General features: G+C 57.2%; 13 protein-coding genes. 9 read left to right on the top strand and 4 right to left on the bottom strand.

Annotation, left to right across the window (positions count from 1 at the left end; translation table 11 throughout):
* Positions 1-90: 90 nt before the first annotated feature.
* From P2T62_RS06295 to P2T62_RS06285, 3 genes are all read left to right on the top strand, one after another.
* Positions 91-1,035, top strand: a complete 945-nt coding sequence (locus P2T62_RS06295; protein ID WP_276260635.1) for an HNH endonuclease — start codon at positions 91-93, stop codon at positions 1,033-1,035.
* Between the two features lie 163 nt (positions 1,036-1,198).
* Positions 1,199-1,420: a hypothetical protein gene (locus tag P2T62_RS06290; RefSeq protein WP_276260634.1), complete on the top strand. Its 222-nt coding sequence runs from the start codon at positions 1,199-1,201 to the stop codon at positions 1,418-1,420.
* Positions 1,421-1,661: 241 nt separating this feature from the next.
* A complete protein-coding gene (locus tag P2T62_RS06285; RefSeq protein ID WP_276260633.1) occupies positions 1,662-2,192 on the top strand; it encodes a hypothetical protein in 531 nt (176 codons plus the stop codon).
* Between the two features lie 694 nt (positions 2,193-2,886).
* Here P2T62_RS06285 and P2T62_RS06280 read toward each other — a convergent pair.
* The 3 genes from P2T62_RS06280 to P2T62_RS06270 form a co-directional block, all read right to left on the bottom strand.
* Positions 2,887-5,571 carry a restriction endonuclease gene (locus tag P2T62_RS06280; RefSeq protein ID WP_276260632.1) on the bottom strand — a complete coding sequence of 895 codons (2,685 nt, stop codon included), beginning with the start codon at positions 5,569-5,571 and terminating at the stop codon, positions 2,887-2,889.
* 83 nt (positions 5,572-5,654) lie between these two features.
* Positions 5,655-6,392, bottom strand: a complete 738-nt coding sequence (locus P2T62_RS06275) for a Cdc6/Cdc18 family protein (RefSeq protein WP_276260631.1) — start codon at positions 6,390-6,392, stop codon at positions 5,655-5,657.
* A gap of 70 nt (positions 6,393-6,462) precedes the next feature.
* Positions 6,463-6,615, bottom strand: coding sequence for a hypothetical protein (locus P2T62_RS06270; protein WP_276260630.1), 153 nt, complete (start codon positions 6,613-6,615; stop codon positions 6,463-6,465).
* A 185-nt stretch (positions 6,616-6,800) separates the two neighbouring features.
* On the opposite strand from P2T62_RS06270, the gene P2T62_RS06265 reads away from it, so the two are divergent.
* The 5 genes from P2T62_RS06265 to P2T62_RS06245 all read left to right on the top strand — a co-directional run bounded on the left by P2T62_RS06265 (position 6,801) and on the right by P2T62_RS06245 (position 14,962).
* Complete coding sequence (locus tag P2T62_RS06265) at positions 6,801-7,745, top strand: HNH endonuclease (RefSeq protein WP_276260629.1); 945 nt, start codon at positions 6,801-6,803, stop codon at positions 7,743-7,745.
* A gap of 797 nt (positions 7,746-8,542) precedes the next feature.
* Positions 8,543-10,654 carry an N-6 DNA methylase family protein gene (locus tag P2T62_RS06260; RefSeq protein ID WP_276260628.1) on the top strand — a complete coding sequence of 704 codons (2,112 nt, stop codon included), beginning with the start codon at positions 8,543-8,545 and terminating at the stop codon, positions 10,652-10,654.
* Between the two features lie 166 nt (positions 10,655-10,820).
* On the top strand, positions 10,821-13,040 hold the full coding sequence (locus P2T62_RS06255; protein WP_276260627.1) for a sensor histidine kinase: 2,220 nt from the start codon (positions 10,821-10,823) through the stop codon (positions 13,038-13,040).
* Positions 13,037-14,128 (top strand): hypothetical protein, encoded by a 1,092-nt coding sequence (locus P2T62_RS06250; protein WP_276260626.1) that lies wholly within the window; start codon positions 13,037-13,039, stop codon positions 14,126-14,128. Before P2T62_RS06255 ends, P2T62_RS06250 begins: the two co-directional genes overlap by 4 nt.
* 6 nt (positions 14,129-14,134) lie before the next feature.
* On the top strand, positions 14,135-14,962 hold the full coding sequence (locus P2T62_RS06245) for a hypothetical protein (protein WP_276260625.1): 828 nt from the start codon (positions 14,135-14,137) through the stop codon (positions 14,960-14,962).
* Positions 14,963-15,060: 98 nt separating this feature from the next.
* Here the strand turns inward: P2T62_RS06245 and P2T62_RS06240 are convergent, their stop codons facing one another.
* Positions 15,061-15,609 (bottom strand): metallophosphoesterase, encoded by a 549-nt coding sequence (locus tag P2T62_RS06240; protein WP_276260624.1) that lies wholly within the window; start codon positions 15,607-15,609, stop codon positions 15,061-15,063.
* Positions 15,610-15,884: 275 nt separating this feature from the next.
* Between P2T62_RS06240 and P2T62_RS06235 the strand changes: the two genes are divergently transcribed.
* A complete protein-coding gene (locus P2T62_RS06235; protein ID WP_276260623.1) occupies positions 15,885-16,253 on the top strand; it encodes an HNH endonuclease signature motif containing protein in 369 nt (122 codons plus the stop codon).
* The last annotated feature ends 158 nt before the right edge of the window (positions 16,254-16,411 follow it).

The following is a 16,411-nucleotide window of genomic DNA, read 5'->3' as shown; positions in this document are numbered from 1 at the left end:
GTGAATCTCAACGAGGACTCTTAGATTGGTGAACGTCGAAGAACTGACTGCCCCGGTACTGCAATTACCCCTCCACCGGACTACACGCCAATGCCACCGCAAGCGACGAAGGACTGGCTGTCGCTATTGGAACAACAAGCCCGAGAGCGAGGAGTCTACATCGACACCGACATCGACGGACGCATCTTCCACTTCCAGCTCGGGGAGGACCCAGGAGTGATTGGGAAGGTCCGGTACTCTGAGGCAAAGAGCCGCGAGTACGAGAACGAACAGGGCCAGAAGCACATCTGGCATCGATACAACCGAGAGGTCGAAGCGATCGAGCAGGGCGCTGAACGAGCGGTCGTCAACATCACGCTCGACGTCTGGGACAAGCACGAGTTCGACCCGGACGAGCACCATTTCATCTTCCTCACCCAGCAGCTAATCGAGGAGGAGACCTACTCCAAAGGCGACCAGAAGATCTGGATCGAAGGCGAGGGCCAGTACTCTGGCCCACTCGGCAAATACGTCGATGATTGGGACGCAGTGTTCCAGTATGCGACGGAGCCAGATACCGTCCCGCAACCAACGGCCACTGACTCCGAGACGCAGCCGGCAGACCAGGGCGGAGTGCGCGAGGACACGTCCGGGACGCTCTCGGAATCGCGCCGGACGCAGGTGCACGTGAGCACCGAGTTCAGACGGGCCGTCTTCGAACGGTTCGAGCACCGCTGCCCGCTGTCTGGAATCGAACACGCGGACCTGCTCACGGTCTCGCATATCCTCGGTCGGGCCGACCATCAGCAGCTGGCCGAAGATATCGAGAACGTTGTCCTGCTGGACTGGACCCATCACATGGCCTTCGACGCCGGCCTTTGGACCTTCGATGAATCCGGACGCATCTGGCTCAACCCAGAGTTTGAGACGGCGAGTGAGTCACTCCAGCGCTCCTTGACCGGGCGACACGGGGAGAAAGTAGAGGAGCTGTCCCTGGTGGCTGATGAACATATCGAGCAGCACAACGCGGCACTGGACTGGTGGCCGCCGCGGTAGGCGTCGTCTCTGGGAAGGGGCTCGTGGCATTATTCTGGATCTCGTTGGGAGGAGAGGTAATTCGCTGGTGCCTCGGCTGCGGCGCCGAATTCGAGAGCGTGCGCGAACTCCGGCGTGGGGACGCCCACGCCGAGGGCTGCGAGGAGCCCGGCGAGGTATTCGCATGAGTGAGCTCGAGCCCGAGCCGGACTGGCAGTTCGTCCGGGCACGGGTCCGGAAGGCCAGTCGGCTCACGCGCCATCCCGAGGCCCGCGACGAGTTGCGGGCCGTGCTGGGTGAGCTGGCACCGGACCTCGGCGCGCCCATCGAGCAGTGCCCGGCATGTGGGGTGCTCGGGACACGGGAGCGGCTCGAGCAGCATGACTGCACGCGGGGGCGGGCATGATGGAAACTGAGTGGCTATACCCAGCCGACACGGTCCGCGGCCGAGCGACACACCGCTCTGGCGATTTGTGGTGCGTTCCAGGCCGAGCATGACGACTCGGAGCTACTGATTCCGGTGCTGGTGCCGGTGCCACCGGCGATGAAGGCGGCGCGTAGCGTGGACATCGGCGGCAAAAAGCCCCGGAGATTTACCACGTTAGATATAAACACGCATACCCCTTGAATCGGTCTGGGGAGAACCCGTGCTACTGGAAGCACTCGCTCAAGACGGTGCGATACTGGGAATCATGGCCGTCCTGATCCTGTATTGCCTGGCCGAAGGGCTCAGGCCGCAGGCTGCAATCGTGTGGGGCTTCGGCGGAGCCCTACTGTTGTTCTATGTCGTTCTCCCGCATGAGCCGTTCAACCTCCCATTCCTCCGGGCCAAACCGGTCTTCGAGGAGTTCGTCGTGCTTGCAGGAATCGTTGCCATCATCGGTGGCCTCCTCGGGCTTCCGGGTCTGTTCCAGGCGAGCAGGGATGGTGACCCCTCGGACTCCGCCTCTCCTGTGGAGGCGGAGGTGGGGCAATTGGCCGAACTGGCGAGCCGGCTCGCTTCGATTATCGAGAACGCCCTCTCCGGGGGGGTCACGCTCTTTGAGTTGGTGTTCAAGAAGCACCAGCACTTCGGGAATCGTGAGCCCGGCGTTTACGATGCACAGGTGGCTGCCTATACGATTCTGTCCATCGTGGGACTCTCCGTGCTGGGGTCGGTCCTGTTCCTGAACCCGTAGGGGGCTTCGTTGCCGTGGGGCAACGGCCTCCCGCCTCCTCGTGCCGTCAGGTGAGGGGGCAGTGAGGTGTACCCTACCCAGTCGGACCCGTTGTAGGGCGATATGTCGACAAAAATGGTATGCACCAATCGGACACAATGTGCGAAATCTGTGCGACGACAATGGACGTGGCATACGGGCGCTTCAGCGTCCCCGCCGAGTGTAGCCCGCTGTACGGCGAGAGTGCGGTCTTCCCGGCCCCGGAGGGCCCCTTGATGAGTACCTGCCCGAGCGCACTCCAACTGCTATCGTCGACGAGCGGGCTCAGCGCGCTGCGGGGGGCATTCTTCTCTGCGTTGCGATGCTGGAGGTCCTCGGGGACCCACTCGCGGTCGAGATAGCTGGCATCACGGATCATCACTGTCCCCGGGTCGGGTCGAACACTGGCGGCTGATATAACGCTATGTCGTCAATTTCCAGATTTCCAGATTCTTTCGCTGCGGCCAGCGCCTTGAGCGTGGCAATCGGCTGGTCGCTCCCGGAGCGGTCCAGGAGGACCCAGACAAGGTTGGGACGGAATTGCGGTCGGTCGTGCGGCGTCTGCTGGTCGCCATACCCGAAGCGGCGGCCGAGGAGTACTTGCGCGAGGGCGTCGGGTGTTGGATAGGATGGAGAAAAATACCAGCAATCAGTACTTCTGGGCCGGACGTTCAACTTAGACAGGCGGCGGCACGCCAGATTCGCTCAGCGCCCGAAGCAGGTCATCCCCGTCCATCAGTTCGAGCCCCTGCGGGAAGTCCGCCGCATATTGCTCGGCTGTCGACGCGAAGGACGAACTGGTCACCACGATCGCCCGGTCTGCATCGCCTTTCGCGAGCGTACTCGAGAGCTTCTGCAGCGTTTCCCGGCCAACGGTATTCCCGTCCGTGAAGTGCTTTGCCTGAATCGCGATCCGTTCGTCGCCAGCCTCGGCCCACACGTCGACGCCGAGGTCTTTCGTCCCGGCGGTCACTTCGGTCTCGTATCCACGGGCGTCGAACAGGGCTGCAATAATCACCTCGAACTCAGCCCAATCGAGGTCGTTGAGTTGCGTTCGGGTCCAGCGGGAGGATTTGAGCCGCTGCACCTGCTTCTGAACCGGAATCACGGAATCCGGGAACCGCTCCTCGAGCGCCGTGCGAATCGTCCGCTGCCACTGCTCGGCCTCAATTGCGGGGTGGGTGGGGTCGACCGTCTGAAGATACTCGAGGACCTGCACCGAGCTCTCAACGAGGGTGCGAAGCTCCGCCACAGAGTCCTCGGCCCGCGACTCGGATTCGACCGACGAAATCAGTGCCTCAACAAGGCTGTCGAACGGGTAGTCTGGATACTGCTCCATCGCGTTGATCACCTCGCGGCCGAGGTCGAGATGACGCTCAGCAGTCGCCAGACGTGCGGATATCGCGGGGAGCTCGTCAGGCAACTCGGCCGTCCAAAGCTGGGTCTCCACTGCCTGCAGTATCTCGGATGCCGCCCCGTCCGAGGATTCAGCACTCACTGCCTCAAGCCGATTCCGCGCGGTCTGGTACTGCCCGAGTGACGTAATTACCGTGTCAAGCTCGTCAAGCGCCGCTTGTGCGTCGCCGACCGTCGTGCAGGTCCAGGGTGCGGCGTCAGCCACTGAGAACGGGACCGTCTGCCCCGCCGGGCTGGGAAGCTTCGAGCCACTCTGGTAGGCCTTGAGCCGGAGGTCAAAATACCGTTCGTGCGCCTGAACCCATGCCCGCAGTTGGCCGAGGCCTGATTTGGCCCGCTGGAGATTGGTCGTCGAGGGACGATATTGCTCGGTCACCCGTTGCCGATGCGACTCGGGAACACCGTCTCCCAGAACGAACTCGACGGTCGCTTTCAGATGCGACGCTTTGGCCGAGCCGATTCCAGGGACCTCTGCCAGTTCGGCTTCGGAACTCTCGGCAATCGATTCGAGGGTATGGAAGCCAGTCGAGCGTAACGCCCGCGCTGTCTCTGAGCCGACGCCTGGAAGGTCCTCGATGTGGATCGAATGTATCGTGCCTTTAGCCCGGGCCTGCAGTTTTGAGGCGGTGATTTCGCCGATATCACCGACGTCCACGAGCGTCGAGAGAGCAACGGTAGAGAGGTCACTGCCATCCGTAATCCCCACTTCGGACAGCGCTTCAGCACGCTGCTCTCCAATCCCATCGATTGCGGTCAGCTCACGCCCCCTCGGGGCGTCGGTGTTTGAAGCGAGCAGCGCTGCTACCCGTGCATACTCACGATAGAGGTGGACCCACTCGCTGGCGCGTTGTCCTTCTGCTTGCACCTCCTCGGGCGATGACAGCTCTGAAATCGCGTCTGGCGACGTAACCGCTTCAGCGAAATGCTCCGAGAAGCCGGTTTCCGAGGCCGTGCGCTGGGCATCCTGATATGTGCTCGCGTAGCTGTCGAGCGAGTCTAGCCATGCCTCGAGTGCATCGACACTTTCGGTGGCGCTCTCGGCATCATCATACGACTGTACGTAGCTCTCAATGAGGGTCGTAGCGAGATTTGAATCACCAGACGAAGACATCTCTGCTCGCTGTGTTCGGAGCTCCAGAAGCCGGTCATACGCATCGACGAGGGTTTCAAATCGTGTGACCACCCGACGGGCACCATCGAAGTTCTCGAACTGTCGCGGATTGAACTCGGCTGTCTCAATGGTGATGTCTCCATCAAACTGCTGCTCCAGTGTTTGAGCGTCTTCGTGTAGTTTCTCGTACCGCTCAAAAACAGAATACCACTCATCGAGTTTGTCTACCTCCCCAGATATGAATGTAAACGGGAGAACCCAACACGCGCCAAACAGCGTGGCCGAAATAATCGAGATGAGTACAATTCCACTGGCAAATTGTTCCAGACCGATAGGGAAAAGAATAACAGAGATCGATGCACCCACAACAAATCCACCCGCAGCATTTCTAAACAAGAGCGGTGCTGAAACAATAAATGTCGCAATCTGGTCAAACATGTCGGGGCGATCAGAACTGTCGATGAACGAGAGGTTGGAATGGCCCCCATCTATTCCTATTACGCATGCAATAGAACTTGCGACGACGAACAATCCGGCTGAGGCGGCAAGTTGAGTTCCAAATGAGGGTACTGGCCAGTCAATGGGTATCGCTATCGATAGCGCCGTCCATATCGCCAGAGATAACACTGCGATGGCTACTGCATATTTAGACCGCTCTGTAGTTGTGAACAGATGCTTACTTACAACCCGATTTTTATCTGAAACGGCGTCGCTTGGGTGCCTCAGTGAGGCCCCGGGCGTCGCGAATAGCAGATAAAATATCACCTTGTCCACAACCTCAATCTGGCCAGCCCCCTCTCCAACGATATCCTCGTTCACCGGCCCCGATGCCATGCCAGAAGGCCACTGTCCATTCACAAAAAAGGATGCTACGAACGTCTGATGGAGAGGTTACTCACTCCCCCACCCGATGGCCATCATCGTCCGGACGTCGTCTGCCGCTCGACAAGATGGTACGTCGCCCACGACCGCCGAAGGTCGTGACTGCTGACCTCACGCCACCGCTCGGGCTGGCTGGCGTCCTCGGCCACCTCCCCAGCGGCCGCCGTCACCCACCGGCGCACACTCGATTTCGAAGCCTGCACCCACGACGCGCCACTCCCCCGCCCACGCTCCCGTGAGACCCGCCGCACGTTGGCCTCGACCGGCTCGAGCATCCAGGCGTCTCGAACCGTCGGCCCACCCCCAGCGGTGTTCTTGGCCCGGACCTCGAGGAACCAGCACTCGCCGACCTCACTCCAGCGCAACTCGCCACCCCCAGCGCGCCCCACGCCACCAGCCAACGCCCGCGCGGCCCGGGGGCTGAGGATATCCGCCAGCGTCTCGGTGTCGTAGGCATCGACCGCCAGCGGCCGGAGGTCGGTCACCCGAGACTGCAGGCGTGGCTCGAGCGTGCCGACCCAGCGGTCGGCGTCGGTCGTAATCGCGACCACAACCGCCTCGGAATGCTCGATGAGTTCGCGCAGCAGCGTCTGCGCCTCCAGCCGGTCGACCTCGTCCAGGACGACGACGAACGGCTCATGATGCTGCCGGACGAGCTCGTGGAACTCGTCGTGGGCGACGCTGCGCTTGACTTGTGCCCGTAAGCCCAGCCGATGGAGCAACGGCTCAAGCACCTTGTACTCGGTCCCGCTGCGCCAGCCGTCGACGTACATACTCGGCGGGAAGAATGAGGCGCCGTTAGTTGTCAGAGAGCGAAATCCGGGGCACTCAGCAGCCCCGGGATTAGAACTTGAGGCTGTCGTCGAGTTCTGCGTTGCTGACCGTCCGACCAGCAGCGAGATCGTTGATGCCACGGAGAACACCTTCGGGAACAACAGGGTGGGCGGCAGGCTCGACGCCCTCGAAGTCGCCCACGTCTCGTGGCTCCGTGCCCATACCAAGTCGTAGGCAACGTTCGGCACTTAATCCATGTGCTTACTCACATCGCCCACAAGAGCAGCTAAGACTGCTGTTCGACAGCTCTCCACCCGGTCGTTTCAAAGTAGGTCACCTCGCTTGGTGAAGGCCGTAGAGCCGACTGGCCCGGTACTGAAATGAACCTCCCGCCGGACCACACAGCAATGCCACCGCAAGCGACGAAGGACTGGCTGGCACTTTTGGAGCAACAAGCCCGAGAGCGAGGGGTCTACATCGATACGGATCTCGACGGCCGCATCTTCCACTTCCAGCTCGGGGAGGACCCCGGCGTCATCGGGAAGGTCCGGTACTCCGAAGGCAAAAGTCGCGAGTACGAAAACGAACAGGGCCAGAAGCACATCTGGCATCGCTACAACCGCGAAGTCGAGAAAATCGAGCAGGGCTCCGAGCGAGCGGTCGTCAACATCACGCTCGACGTCTGGGACAAACACGAGTTCGACCCCGACGAGCACCATTTCATCTTCCTCACCCAACACCTGATCGAGGAGGAGACCTACTCCAAAGGCGACCAGAAGATCTGGATCGAAGGCGACGGCCAGTACTCGGGGCCACTCGCCAAATACGTCGATGATTGGGACGCAGTGTTCCAGTATGCGACGGAACCAGATACCGTCCCGCAACCAACGGCCACTGACTCCGGGACACAGCCGGCAGACCGAGGCGGAGCGAGTGAGGACACGTCCGGGACGCTCTCGGAATCGCGCCGGACGCAGGTGCACGTGAGCGCCGAGTTCAGACGGGCCGTCTTCGAACGGTTCGAGCACCGCTGCCCGCTCTCTGGCATCGAACACGCGGACCTGCTTACCGTCTCGCATATCCTCGGCCGGGCCGACCACCAGCAGCTGGCCGAAGATATCGAGAACGTCGTCCTGCTGGACTGGACCCATCACATGGCCTTCGACGCCGGGCTCTGGACCTTCGATGAATCCGGACGGATATGGCTCAACCCGGAGTTCGAGACTACGAGTGAGTCACTCCAACTCTCGTTGACCGGCCGACACGGGGAGAAAGTAGAGGAGCTGTCCCTGGTGGCTGATGAACATATCGAGCAGCACAACGCGGCACTGGATTGGTGGCCACCGCGGTAGGCGTCGTCTCGGATAGGGGCCTCGTGGGATGGATCTCAACGTCGTTGGTAGGCGGGCATTTCGCCGGGGCCTCGGCTGTGGGAGTACGTGCGAGAACTTGTGCGAGCTCCGGCGTGGGGGCAGGCACGCCGAGGGATGTGAGGAGCCTGGCAAGGTGTTCGCATGAGCGAACTCGATCCCGGCCGGATTGGCAGTTCGTCCGGGCGCGAGTCCGGAAGGCGAGTCGACTTACCCGGAATGCTGAAGTCCGCGACGAGTTGCGCGCCGTACTGCGAGAGCGGGCGCCGGACCTCGGCGCGCCTATCGAGCAGTGCCCGGCCTGTGGGGTAATGGGGACTCGCGAACGGCTTCGCGAGCATGAGTGCTGATAGCTCAATTAAGAGATGGTACTGCCACTGTAACAGTGGTAAGAGGGCAAGCACCCCTGTTGTTCCGGATCAACACTGCCGGTACCTTGCTAAGGGCACGTCTCCGGAGGTTTATCATGCCCCCCTAGTAGTATGTAGTCGTGTATCCTGAGGAGCACCGACCGGAGGCCACCTTCGATTCAGGTGACTCTATCAAAACATACCTCTCTCGATCTGTTTCAGGAGGCGCGGACGGAACGAAATCCGCCGATTTAAGGGGCACAGCTTTCAGATCGGTCCGGTTACCCGTTGCAAATCTAACCTTGCTTTCCAGGTTAAATCATGGCGAGTGCAGGACTCCAAGCGGGTTGGATAGGTTGAAGATGTGGAGCGCCGACAGTCAAACTACTCTATCCATGCACCATTGGGGCCGACCAACCACCAGCTAAGATGAGCCGTCAGCTGTCACCTCCGGACGGAATAGAGGAGATAGAGGGTGAAATAAGGGATGTCGGGAGTGAAATCTACGAATACCTCCAGTTTCCCGACGACCGGACAGCGTCAGTGAACGACTGGATGGCCGACTTCGGTGTCACTGGGGCCGGAAATCCGGACCGACTCATGTGCAATCTCGCGGCCTTCAACCGGTTGCTGAAGTCTACGCTCTATCAGATTTATCAGGAGGAATCGGAAGCACTGGAGCCGCTCGCTGAGACCGACGATATCTACGCAGAATTGATTCAGGCCGGGGCAGAGACCGATGACGAAGCATTCAGCGAGAACCCGCTCGATACCCTTGTCAAGGGAATCGACGCGGAGTTGTTCGCCCCTCTGTTGGATACCCGAAAGCACGTTCGTGGCCTCGAAATGCCCACAGATGCAATCGGCGAGCTATTCGAAAACCTCGTTCCGCCCGAAATTCGCCGGGAACGAGGGCAGTTCCGTACCCCCCGGCACGTGGGCGAATTCATGGCCGCCTGGGCCGTGACTGCTGGCGATGATGAGGTGCTCGATCCGGGCATCGGCGCTGGCGTGTTGACTGCCTGCATGTACGACGAGAAGCAGGCAGCCCCGGAGCCCAGCAAGGTAACTGAGATGTGGGGCGTGGATGTAAACGCTTTAGCGATCGTCATGGCCTCTGCAGGGTTGAAGCTCGAGAATGGGGATGGGTCGCCGAACTTTCATCACTCGGACTATATGGATACCTTCGTCGATGGCTCGTCGACGCGTCTCGACCAGCGGAACCCGAAACGGATTCCCGAAGTAGATGCGATTGTCGCCAATCCGCCGTACTCTCGGAGCCACGCTCTTGACGAGGGCCGCGGCCGGTACAATAGAATCCTCGATGCAGAGGCAGGGGTCTCCATCACTGGCCAGTCGCCGCTGTTCGCGTACTTTTTCGCCCATTCCGAGCAGTTCCTTGGGCAAGGGGGGCGGATGGCATTCATCACTCCGTCCCGGTTCTTCGATACCGTTTATGGAGAGACCCTCCGAGCGTTTCTGCTCGACCGTTTTGCGATTCAGGCGTTCGTCTTCCTCGATTTGGACACGCCGGTGTTTGGGGCTGCAGACGTCATGCCCTGCATCACTCTACTCGAAAAGCGGGCGATTGGTGATGACCACGATACAGCGTTCATCAAGGTAGACGAATGGCCCGCCGTCGAGACGCTCCTTGCCGCCGTCGACGGCGCGATGACGGGGGAGACCGAGTTCGGCCTGGTGAATCGAGCTGCCCAGCATGAACTGTTAGTTGAAAACGACTGGCGGAACTACGTCAACCCGGAGGAGGTGGATTCAATTCCGGGACTGACCCCCTTCCGTCAGGTGGCGGATATCAAACGCGGTATCGCGACTGGAAAGAACGACTACTTTTGTTTGACTCAGAGCGAGGTTGAAGAGTGGAACCTCGACCGGTCTCACCTCGCGAGGCTCATCCGCCGGACGAGTGGGTTCAAACAGCTGGAGTTCACCGACGATCACTGGGAGTCGCGGAGAGAGGGTGGTGACGAAGTGTGGCTGCTCTACTGCTATGATGACGATGAGAAGCTCAGAAACGTTGAGGACGAAGCGTTACAGTCGTATCTCGACCACGGACGTGAGATTGGGGCTGACAAAAGTTACTTAGCTGACAACCGTGACCCCTGGTACGCGGTTGATTGGCGGGCAACCCCGGACATCGTGGCCACGTACATGAGCAAGGATGGATTTCGGTTCATCCGAAATGGGGCTGATATCCGGACCCTGAACAACCTCCACAATATCACACTCGATGGGTTCGACGATACGGAGGTAGAGGCGTTGTTGGCATACTTGAACAGCAGCGTCGCCGATGAAATCACGAAGCGGAGTGGACGGACGTACGCCCGTGGGCTACATAAAATCGAACCAAACGAGCTCAAGGACGTCCCCATAATCGACACAAGGGAATTGCCGAGGGACGAAGCCAAACGGCTGGCAGCAGCATATTCCGACCTTTGTGAGGGACTTGATAGTGGACAGGACGTCGAAGATGTTTCCTCGAGGCTAGACGATACCGTTCGAGACATACTCGGCCTCGAATAGGGTTCGTGAGATTGAGCGGGTCTGTGTCCCTAGTACAGTAACGGAAAAGACTGGATAGGGGGTGTGACCGGAGACCCATCTGAGAGATTCAGACAAAGGACAGTGAGAGAATCCCGTCCGGGTGAAAGCTATTTATATAGCCGCCAGCAAGGTCGGTCAACTAACCATGGCGCAATCTGGGCTCATTACTCGGGAGCAGGCCCGTTTCTCTAGCGATAGCCAGTTGCTCTCCGAACTCGGCGAACGGCTCATCGCATCAACCCAAGTTGCACTTACAGAACTCATCAAAAACGCATACGACGCCGATGCCACCAAGTGCAACATCTGGCTTGAAAACGAGAACGAGACGCTAGTCGTCAAGGACGACGGGCATGGGATGACGGAGCGGGAGTTCAGCGAAAACTGGATGACGATAGCGACATCGAATCGAAGCCGCAATCCGGAATCACGACGCTACGGTCGCGAGGTTACAGGGTCCAAGGGCGTCGGCCGCTTCGCAGTTCGTAATCTGGGACTAGAGTTAGAACTCGAATCAGTTGCCAAGGATCCGACCGAAGACGAGTACCGGCGTTTGGTCGCCGAGTTCGACTGGCGGGAATTCGAGAGCGGATCTGGCCTCCGAGAGATGGAAATCGAGTATCGCCTGTACGACGATGCGAGCAGCGATGATGAGGGGACGACACTCCAGATAACGGACCTTCGCGAAGACTGGTCACAGGAGAAACTCAAAGAGGCATCTGGAGAGGTGTTGGATATCGTTTCTGCCCCGTACGAACCGGAGCCGTCGGAGGTAGTCAGCGAGGATGCTGAGGGCGACCCCGGCTTTTCTGTCTATTTTGCCCCCCCTGGAGAAGGGAGCGTTGCTCAGAGCCCCGCTAAGGAAATCTATGACCGTTGGACATCGCTAGTTGAAATCGAACTTGATGGAGATACGGTGCTCTACCGGTTCAAACACCAGAATAATGCGGACAAGAACCGGGAATTTACGTATACTCTCAACGAGACATATATTTCGCATTTGAATGGAGAAATTAGATACTTCGACATGAGCCAGGGGCAGTTTCGCGGTATGGAAACGCTAGACGGTCGCTCAGTCCCCTCGTGGTTAAAAGAGAACGGCGGCGTGCGAGTCATTGATAAGGGATTCCGGATGCCACCCTACGGTGATAGAGAGAACGATTGGTTGAATCTCTCTGAATCGCAGGCCCGACGTGAGCGAGAGTGGCGATCGCCGATAACGGAGCGCCTGTTCCCTGAGAATGAATTAAACATCAGTGTTCCTCGAGCCCAGCTTGCGCTTCCAGGAAAGCGCAACCTTCTGGGGGCGGTGAACGTGTCCAGCTATCGTGGTGGCGACCAAGAACAACCGGAACGGCTCGTCCCTGCGATGGATCGACAGGGGTTCATTGAGAACGAAGGCTTCAATCAACTGCAGACCATCATACGCGGAGCAATTGAGGGCCTGTCGATTGTCAATAAACAAGAGCAGAAACGGCAGCGGATAGAACGAGCTGAGCGAAAGCGCTCAGAGCTCGGGGAACAGACTCAGTCCACAATCGAAGATATCGAACGGAGCACCGGTATTGACCCAGATGATAAGGAGGAGCTCGTATCTGAGGTAAGAGAAATAGAAGAGGTTGCCACCGAGTCTGTACAGGCCGAACGCGAAGCGCGTGAAGCGGTCGAGTCGATGAATCTCCTCGGTGCGGTCACGGCCTTCATGAGCCATGAGTCGTCGAATATTCTCGATAACGCAGAGGAGCTCTTGCGTCAGTGGAGGTCGATTCCGGAAAAAGAGCGGAGCGAGAATTTGCAAGAGACAATTGATGAGACGGAACGCCTCGTGTCGGACTTCAGAAGCCATCTCGGGTATGCGGAAAACTTCATGGAAAGGCTCTCGAGCCAAGAGGAGTCGGAAATTAATCCTAAATCGCAAGTACGACACGTAGTCAACCGCTTCGAATCGAGATTGTCCGCTTATAACATCGAAATAGAGAATGAGATTGAATTCGATCTATCCGGACCAGAAATGAATGTGGCACTCTATTCTGGGGTACTCACAAACCTGTTGACGAACGCGATTAAGGCCGTCTCCGAAGAATCAGCACCACCTGAAGGGAACAAAATCCGGTTCGAAGCTGAGAATACCTCAGATACCCATAAGCTACGTGTCATCGATAACGGAACTGGTATCCCTGAGGAAGAGGAGGACCGGATTTTCGATCCGCTGTACTCGACCACGGATTCAGGAGGTCCGGAAAGCGTCGGCGCTGGGTTAGGCCTGTACATTGTCAAACGAGTCGTAGATAATGTGGACGGGGAGATAGAGTTGGTCGCAGCGCCAGAGGCATATAGCACGGCCTTCGAGGTACGGTATCCACTATGACGCTTGACGATAGACGTATCGTCTTGTTCGAGGACGTGAAAGAGAGGAGTGACAGATTTAAAACCGGATTTGAGGCTGCAACGGAGGGTAGCGACCTTCAAATTGAAGAATTTGACCCAGACACGCTAATTGAAGCACCTGATGTTTTGGAACCGCTCAAAGAGGAAATCCAAGATCCCACTTATCCTCTACTCGTCGTCTTGGATCAGAATCTACGCGGATATTATGAACACGATGTCCGGAGACAAGATGTTCGGCAGATGTGTAGTGATGAAAACATTCCACTCTGTATCTATCACCGTGAACGGAAAGATGAAGACGAGGCAAAACGACGAATCGAAGAATACGAAGAGGACGTAATCAAATTCGATCCGAGTAAGGATATTGAATGGCTGGCAAGCGAGACAGCAAACGTTGCCCGAGGATTTAGAGAGATTCGCGATGCGTACTTGGAGCTAAAGGAAAGCGAATCGACTTCCCCCATTCCAGAGATATTACGCGCGGACGAAACAGTCCGATCACAGATGGATCAGTATGCCTGGGGTAACCCGAGAACAATCGTTGGGGCAGATCCCGATGCCACAGAAGACGAGTTTGATCGTCGATTTATCACGCTTCTAGGTTATTGGATTTATAACGAACTGCTGAAATTCCCTGGCGCTCTATTAAACCCGATAGCGACTGCTGCCTACCTAAACGTTGACCACCAAACGTTCATCGAAGACGAGCAGTATCATGAGCCGCTTACTGACGCACTTTATCAAGGACCATTCAGTGGTGCAGGCAAATGGTGGTGGAAACCGAAAATCGACCAAATTCGAGCGAACAATTTGACACCAGAAGACGACGGGTTGCCGGATGGAAGTGAGTTCTTCGAGCGATTCGGGTGTGACGAGATTAGTCAATCAACATGCCAGGACCGCGAAAAGGGTGGCGACCACGAAGCGCGATTCTACGGTGTTATGATGGAGGAACCGGTCTGTGAGGCACACTCCAAGAACCCTGGGGGGTGGCTCCCGATGGGCGCAAGTAGATCCCGGGTTAGCGTCGCAAAGCACGCTGAGTACAAACCCTGGATGATGAAGTAGAGAAACATGAGTTGGTCTCGAATTGATCCCACCACTGAAGGGTACGCTGGCGAGATTTTCAGCTGCTTCAGTACCTATTTCGGTAACCTCGATAATGTCGTTGGCCCCTCTGTGCCAGGGAGTGGTGAGCCGGTCGATATGGATTTCGATTCGAAGAAAAATTTAGTTGAGATAATCAGCCCTCCTGGTTCATTTCACAGATTCACGGGTATGGCGTACCCCTCTAATTCCGACGTTCACCGACTTCATATCTGTGCCCGATTCGAGCAAAAGGTGGGAGTTCGTGAACCCGATCAAGAAGGTGAGCCGAAATTCGTAATCGAAAAGTCGACCGCTCGAATCACCTATCTCAAGATAACGGGCGAACGAGACCAAGAATCAGGAAAGATTCCTGCAGAGATTCGGCATGGTTTCCATTTCGACTTCGAGTGGGAACCACAACCAGATCATCCAGTCTTTCACGTTCAACATACCCCCCGTGCTATCGATATAGATATCTTAGAGCAAGCCTACGATATTCCTGATCAGGGACGGTTGTACGATGACTATCCAGATCTGCCACGAATCCCAACGCCCCCGATGGATATCGCTGGAGCTACTTACCTCATTCTGCGCCAACATTCCGCAGATATATCATGGCCCGATGATTTGGAAGGCGCGATAGACGGATTACCTAACTTTCCGGAAGAGTGTTTCAGCCCAAACCCACAGGGGGGGCTATCGATGCTCCCAGAATGGTGGTATATTCATGCAGATGGAGAGTTAGAACATGTCCCTCGAGAGACGACAGAACTTCGCGGAAACGGGACAAAAAGATTTCTTGGCGATGAATAGCAGGGGGAGAGTAGTACCTATGATTATACATGCTGGATGGGGCATAGATTCCTACTCCCCCTGAGTGATACGGTTACGACCGCTCCAAGAGGGGTACTTCAGCCGGTATCCAGTCGAGTAGTATAGCTTTCTTCCGTTTCGATGTACGATATAATTTCATCTATGGAGACGGGTTCATAATTAATCATGGACGCTGAAAGATTGATTCTGCTGGATTCCTGATCCAGGAACGGATACTCCTCGGGATTCTCATTGTGCTTGTGACCGTAGATTCCCCATCCCTCGTAATCATCAGGGAGCTGACTCGGCTTGTGACAGCAATGGAATTCGAACCCGTTGGCAGCAAACGAATATTCAGCGTGTAGCGGAAGTGGAAGGTCGGAGAATTCCGACCGTTCGAACGGGTCATGATTGCCTGCTACCCAGATGTCAATTGGAAGTTCACCCCACCATGTCCATGCTTCGTTCTCATCTCCATTTTTGCCGATAATATCGCCGAGAAATACGAGCTCATCGGATTCGTCGACGACGGCCAGACAGCGTGACTTGAGATGGGTGTTCATCTGCTCTACTGTATCAAAATCTCGGCGGCATGATTGTATCCACTTATCACCGAAGTGGAAGTCAGAGATGAGATAAGTTACCATGCGTGAGGAGAAATGTTGTGGAAGGAACATATACCTTCTCAATGATAGTCCTGGAGCTATCAGTGTGCGAATTGAGCAGGTATCACGAACTGACTCTTTGCTTCACATCCGTCCATGGTTAAGGAGGCGCTCTTCCAATATGCGGCCGACCCAGATACCGTCCCACAACCAGGATCGTCAAGGTTCGACTCCTGGACATCGCCTAAAGGGCAGAACGAGACAACCCTGAGGATACGTCGGGAACGCTCTCGGAATCACGCCGAACGCAGGTGCACGTGAGCGCCGAGTTCAGACGCGCCGTCTTCGAACGGTTCGAGCACCGCTGCCCGCTCTCTGGAATCGAACACGCGGACCTGCTTACCGTCTCGCATATCCTCAGCCGGGCAGACCATCAGCAGCTGGCCGAAGATATCGAGAACGTCGTCCTGCTGGACTGGACCCATCACGTGGCCTTTGACGCCGGCCTCTGGACCTTCGATGAATCCGGACGCATCTGGCTCAACCCGGAATTCGAGACGGCGAGTGAGTCACTCCAGCGCTCCTTGACCGGGCGACACGGGGAGAAAGTAGAAGAACTGTCTCTGGTGGCTGATGAACATATCGAGCAGCACAACGCGGCACTGGACTGGTGGCCACCGCGGTAGGAGGCAGTCGGATCTGCTGAATCGGTTACCAGGTGAGTAGCTGAAACTGTAGTTAGTATGACCAAGGCCAAGCCGACTGCTGCCAGAGACTCTTGCTATTACCGCTCAATCTCAATACTACGACTCCACCGACCCACACATATTTGTCCAGTCAATAC

Source organism: Haloglomus litoreum (assembly GCF_029338515.1).
Taxonomy (GTDB): Archaea; Halobacteriota; Halobacteria; order Halobacteriales; family Haloarculaceae; genus Haloglomus; species Haloglomus litoreum.
This window is presented reverse-complemented; position numbering and strand designations above follow the sequence as displayed.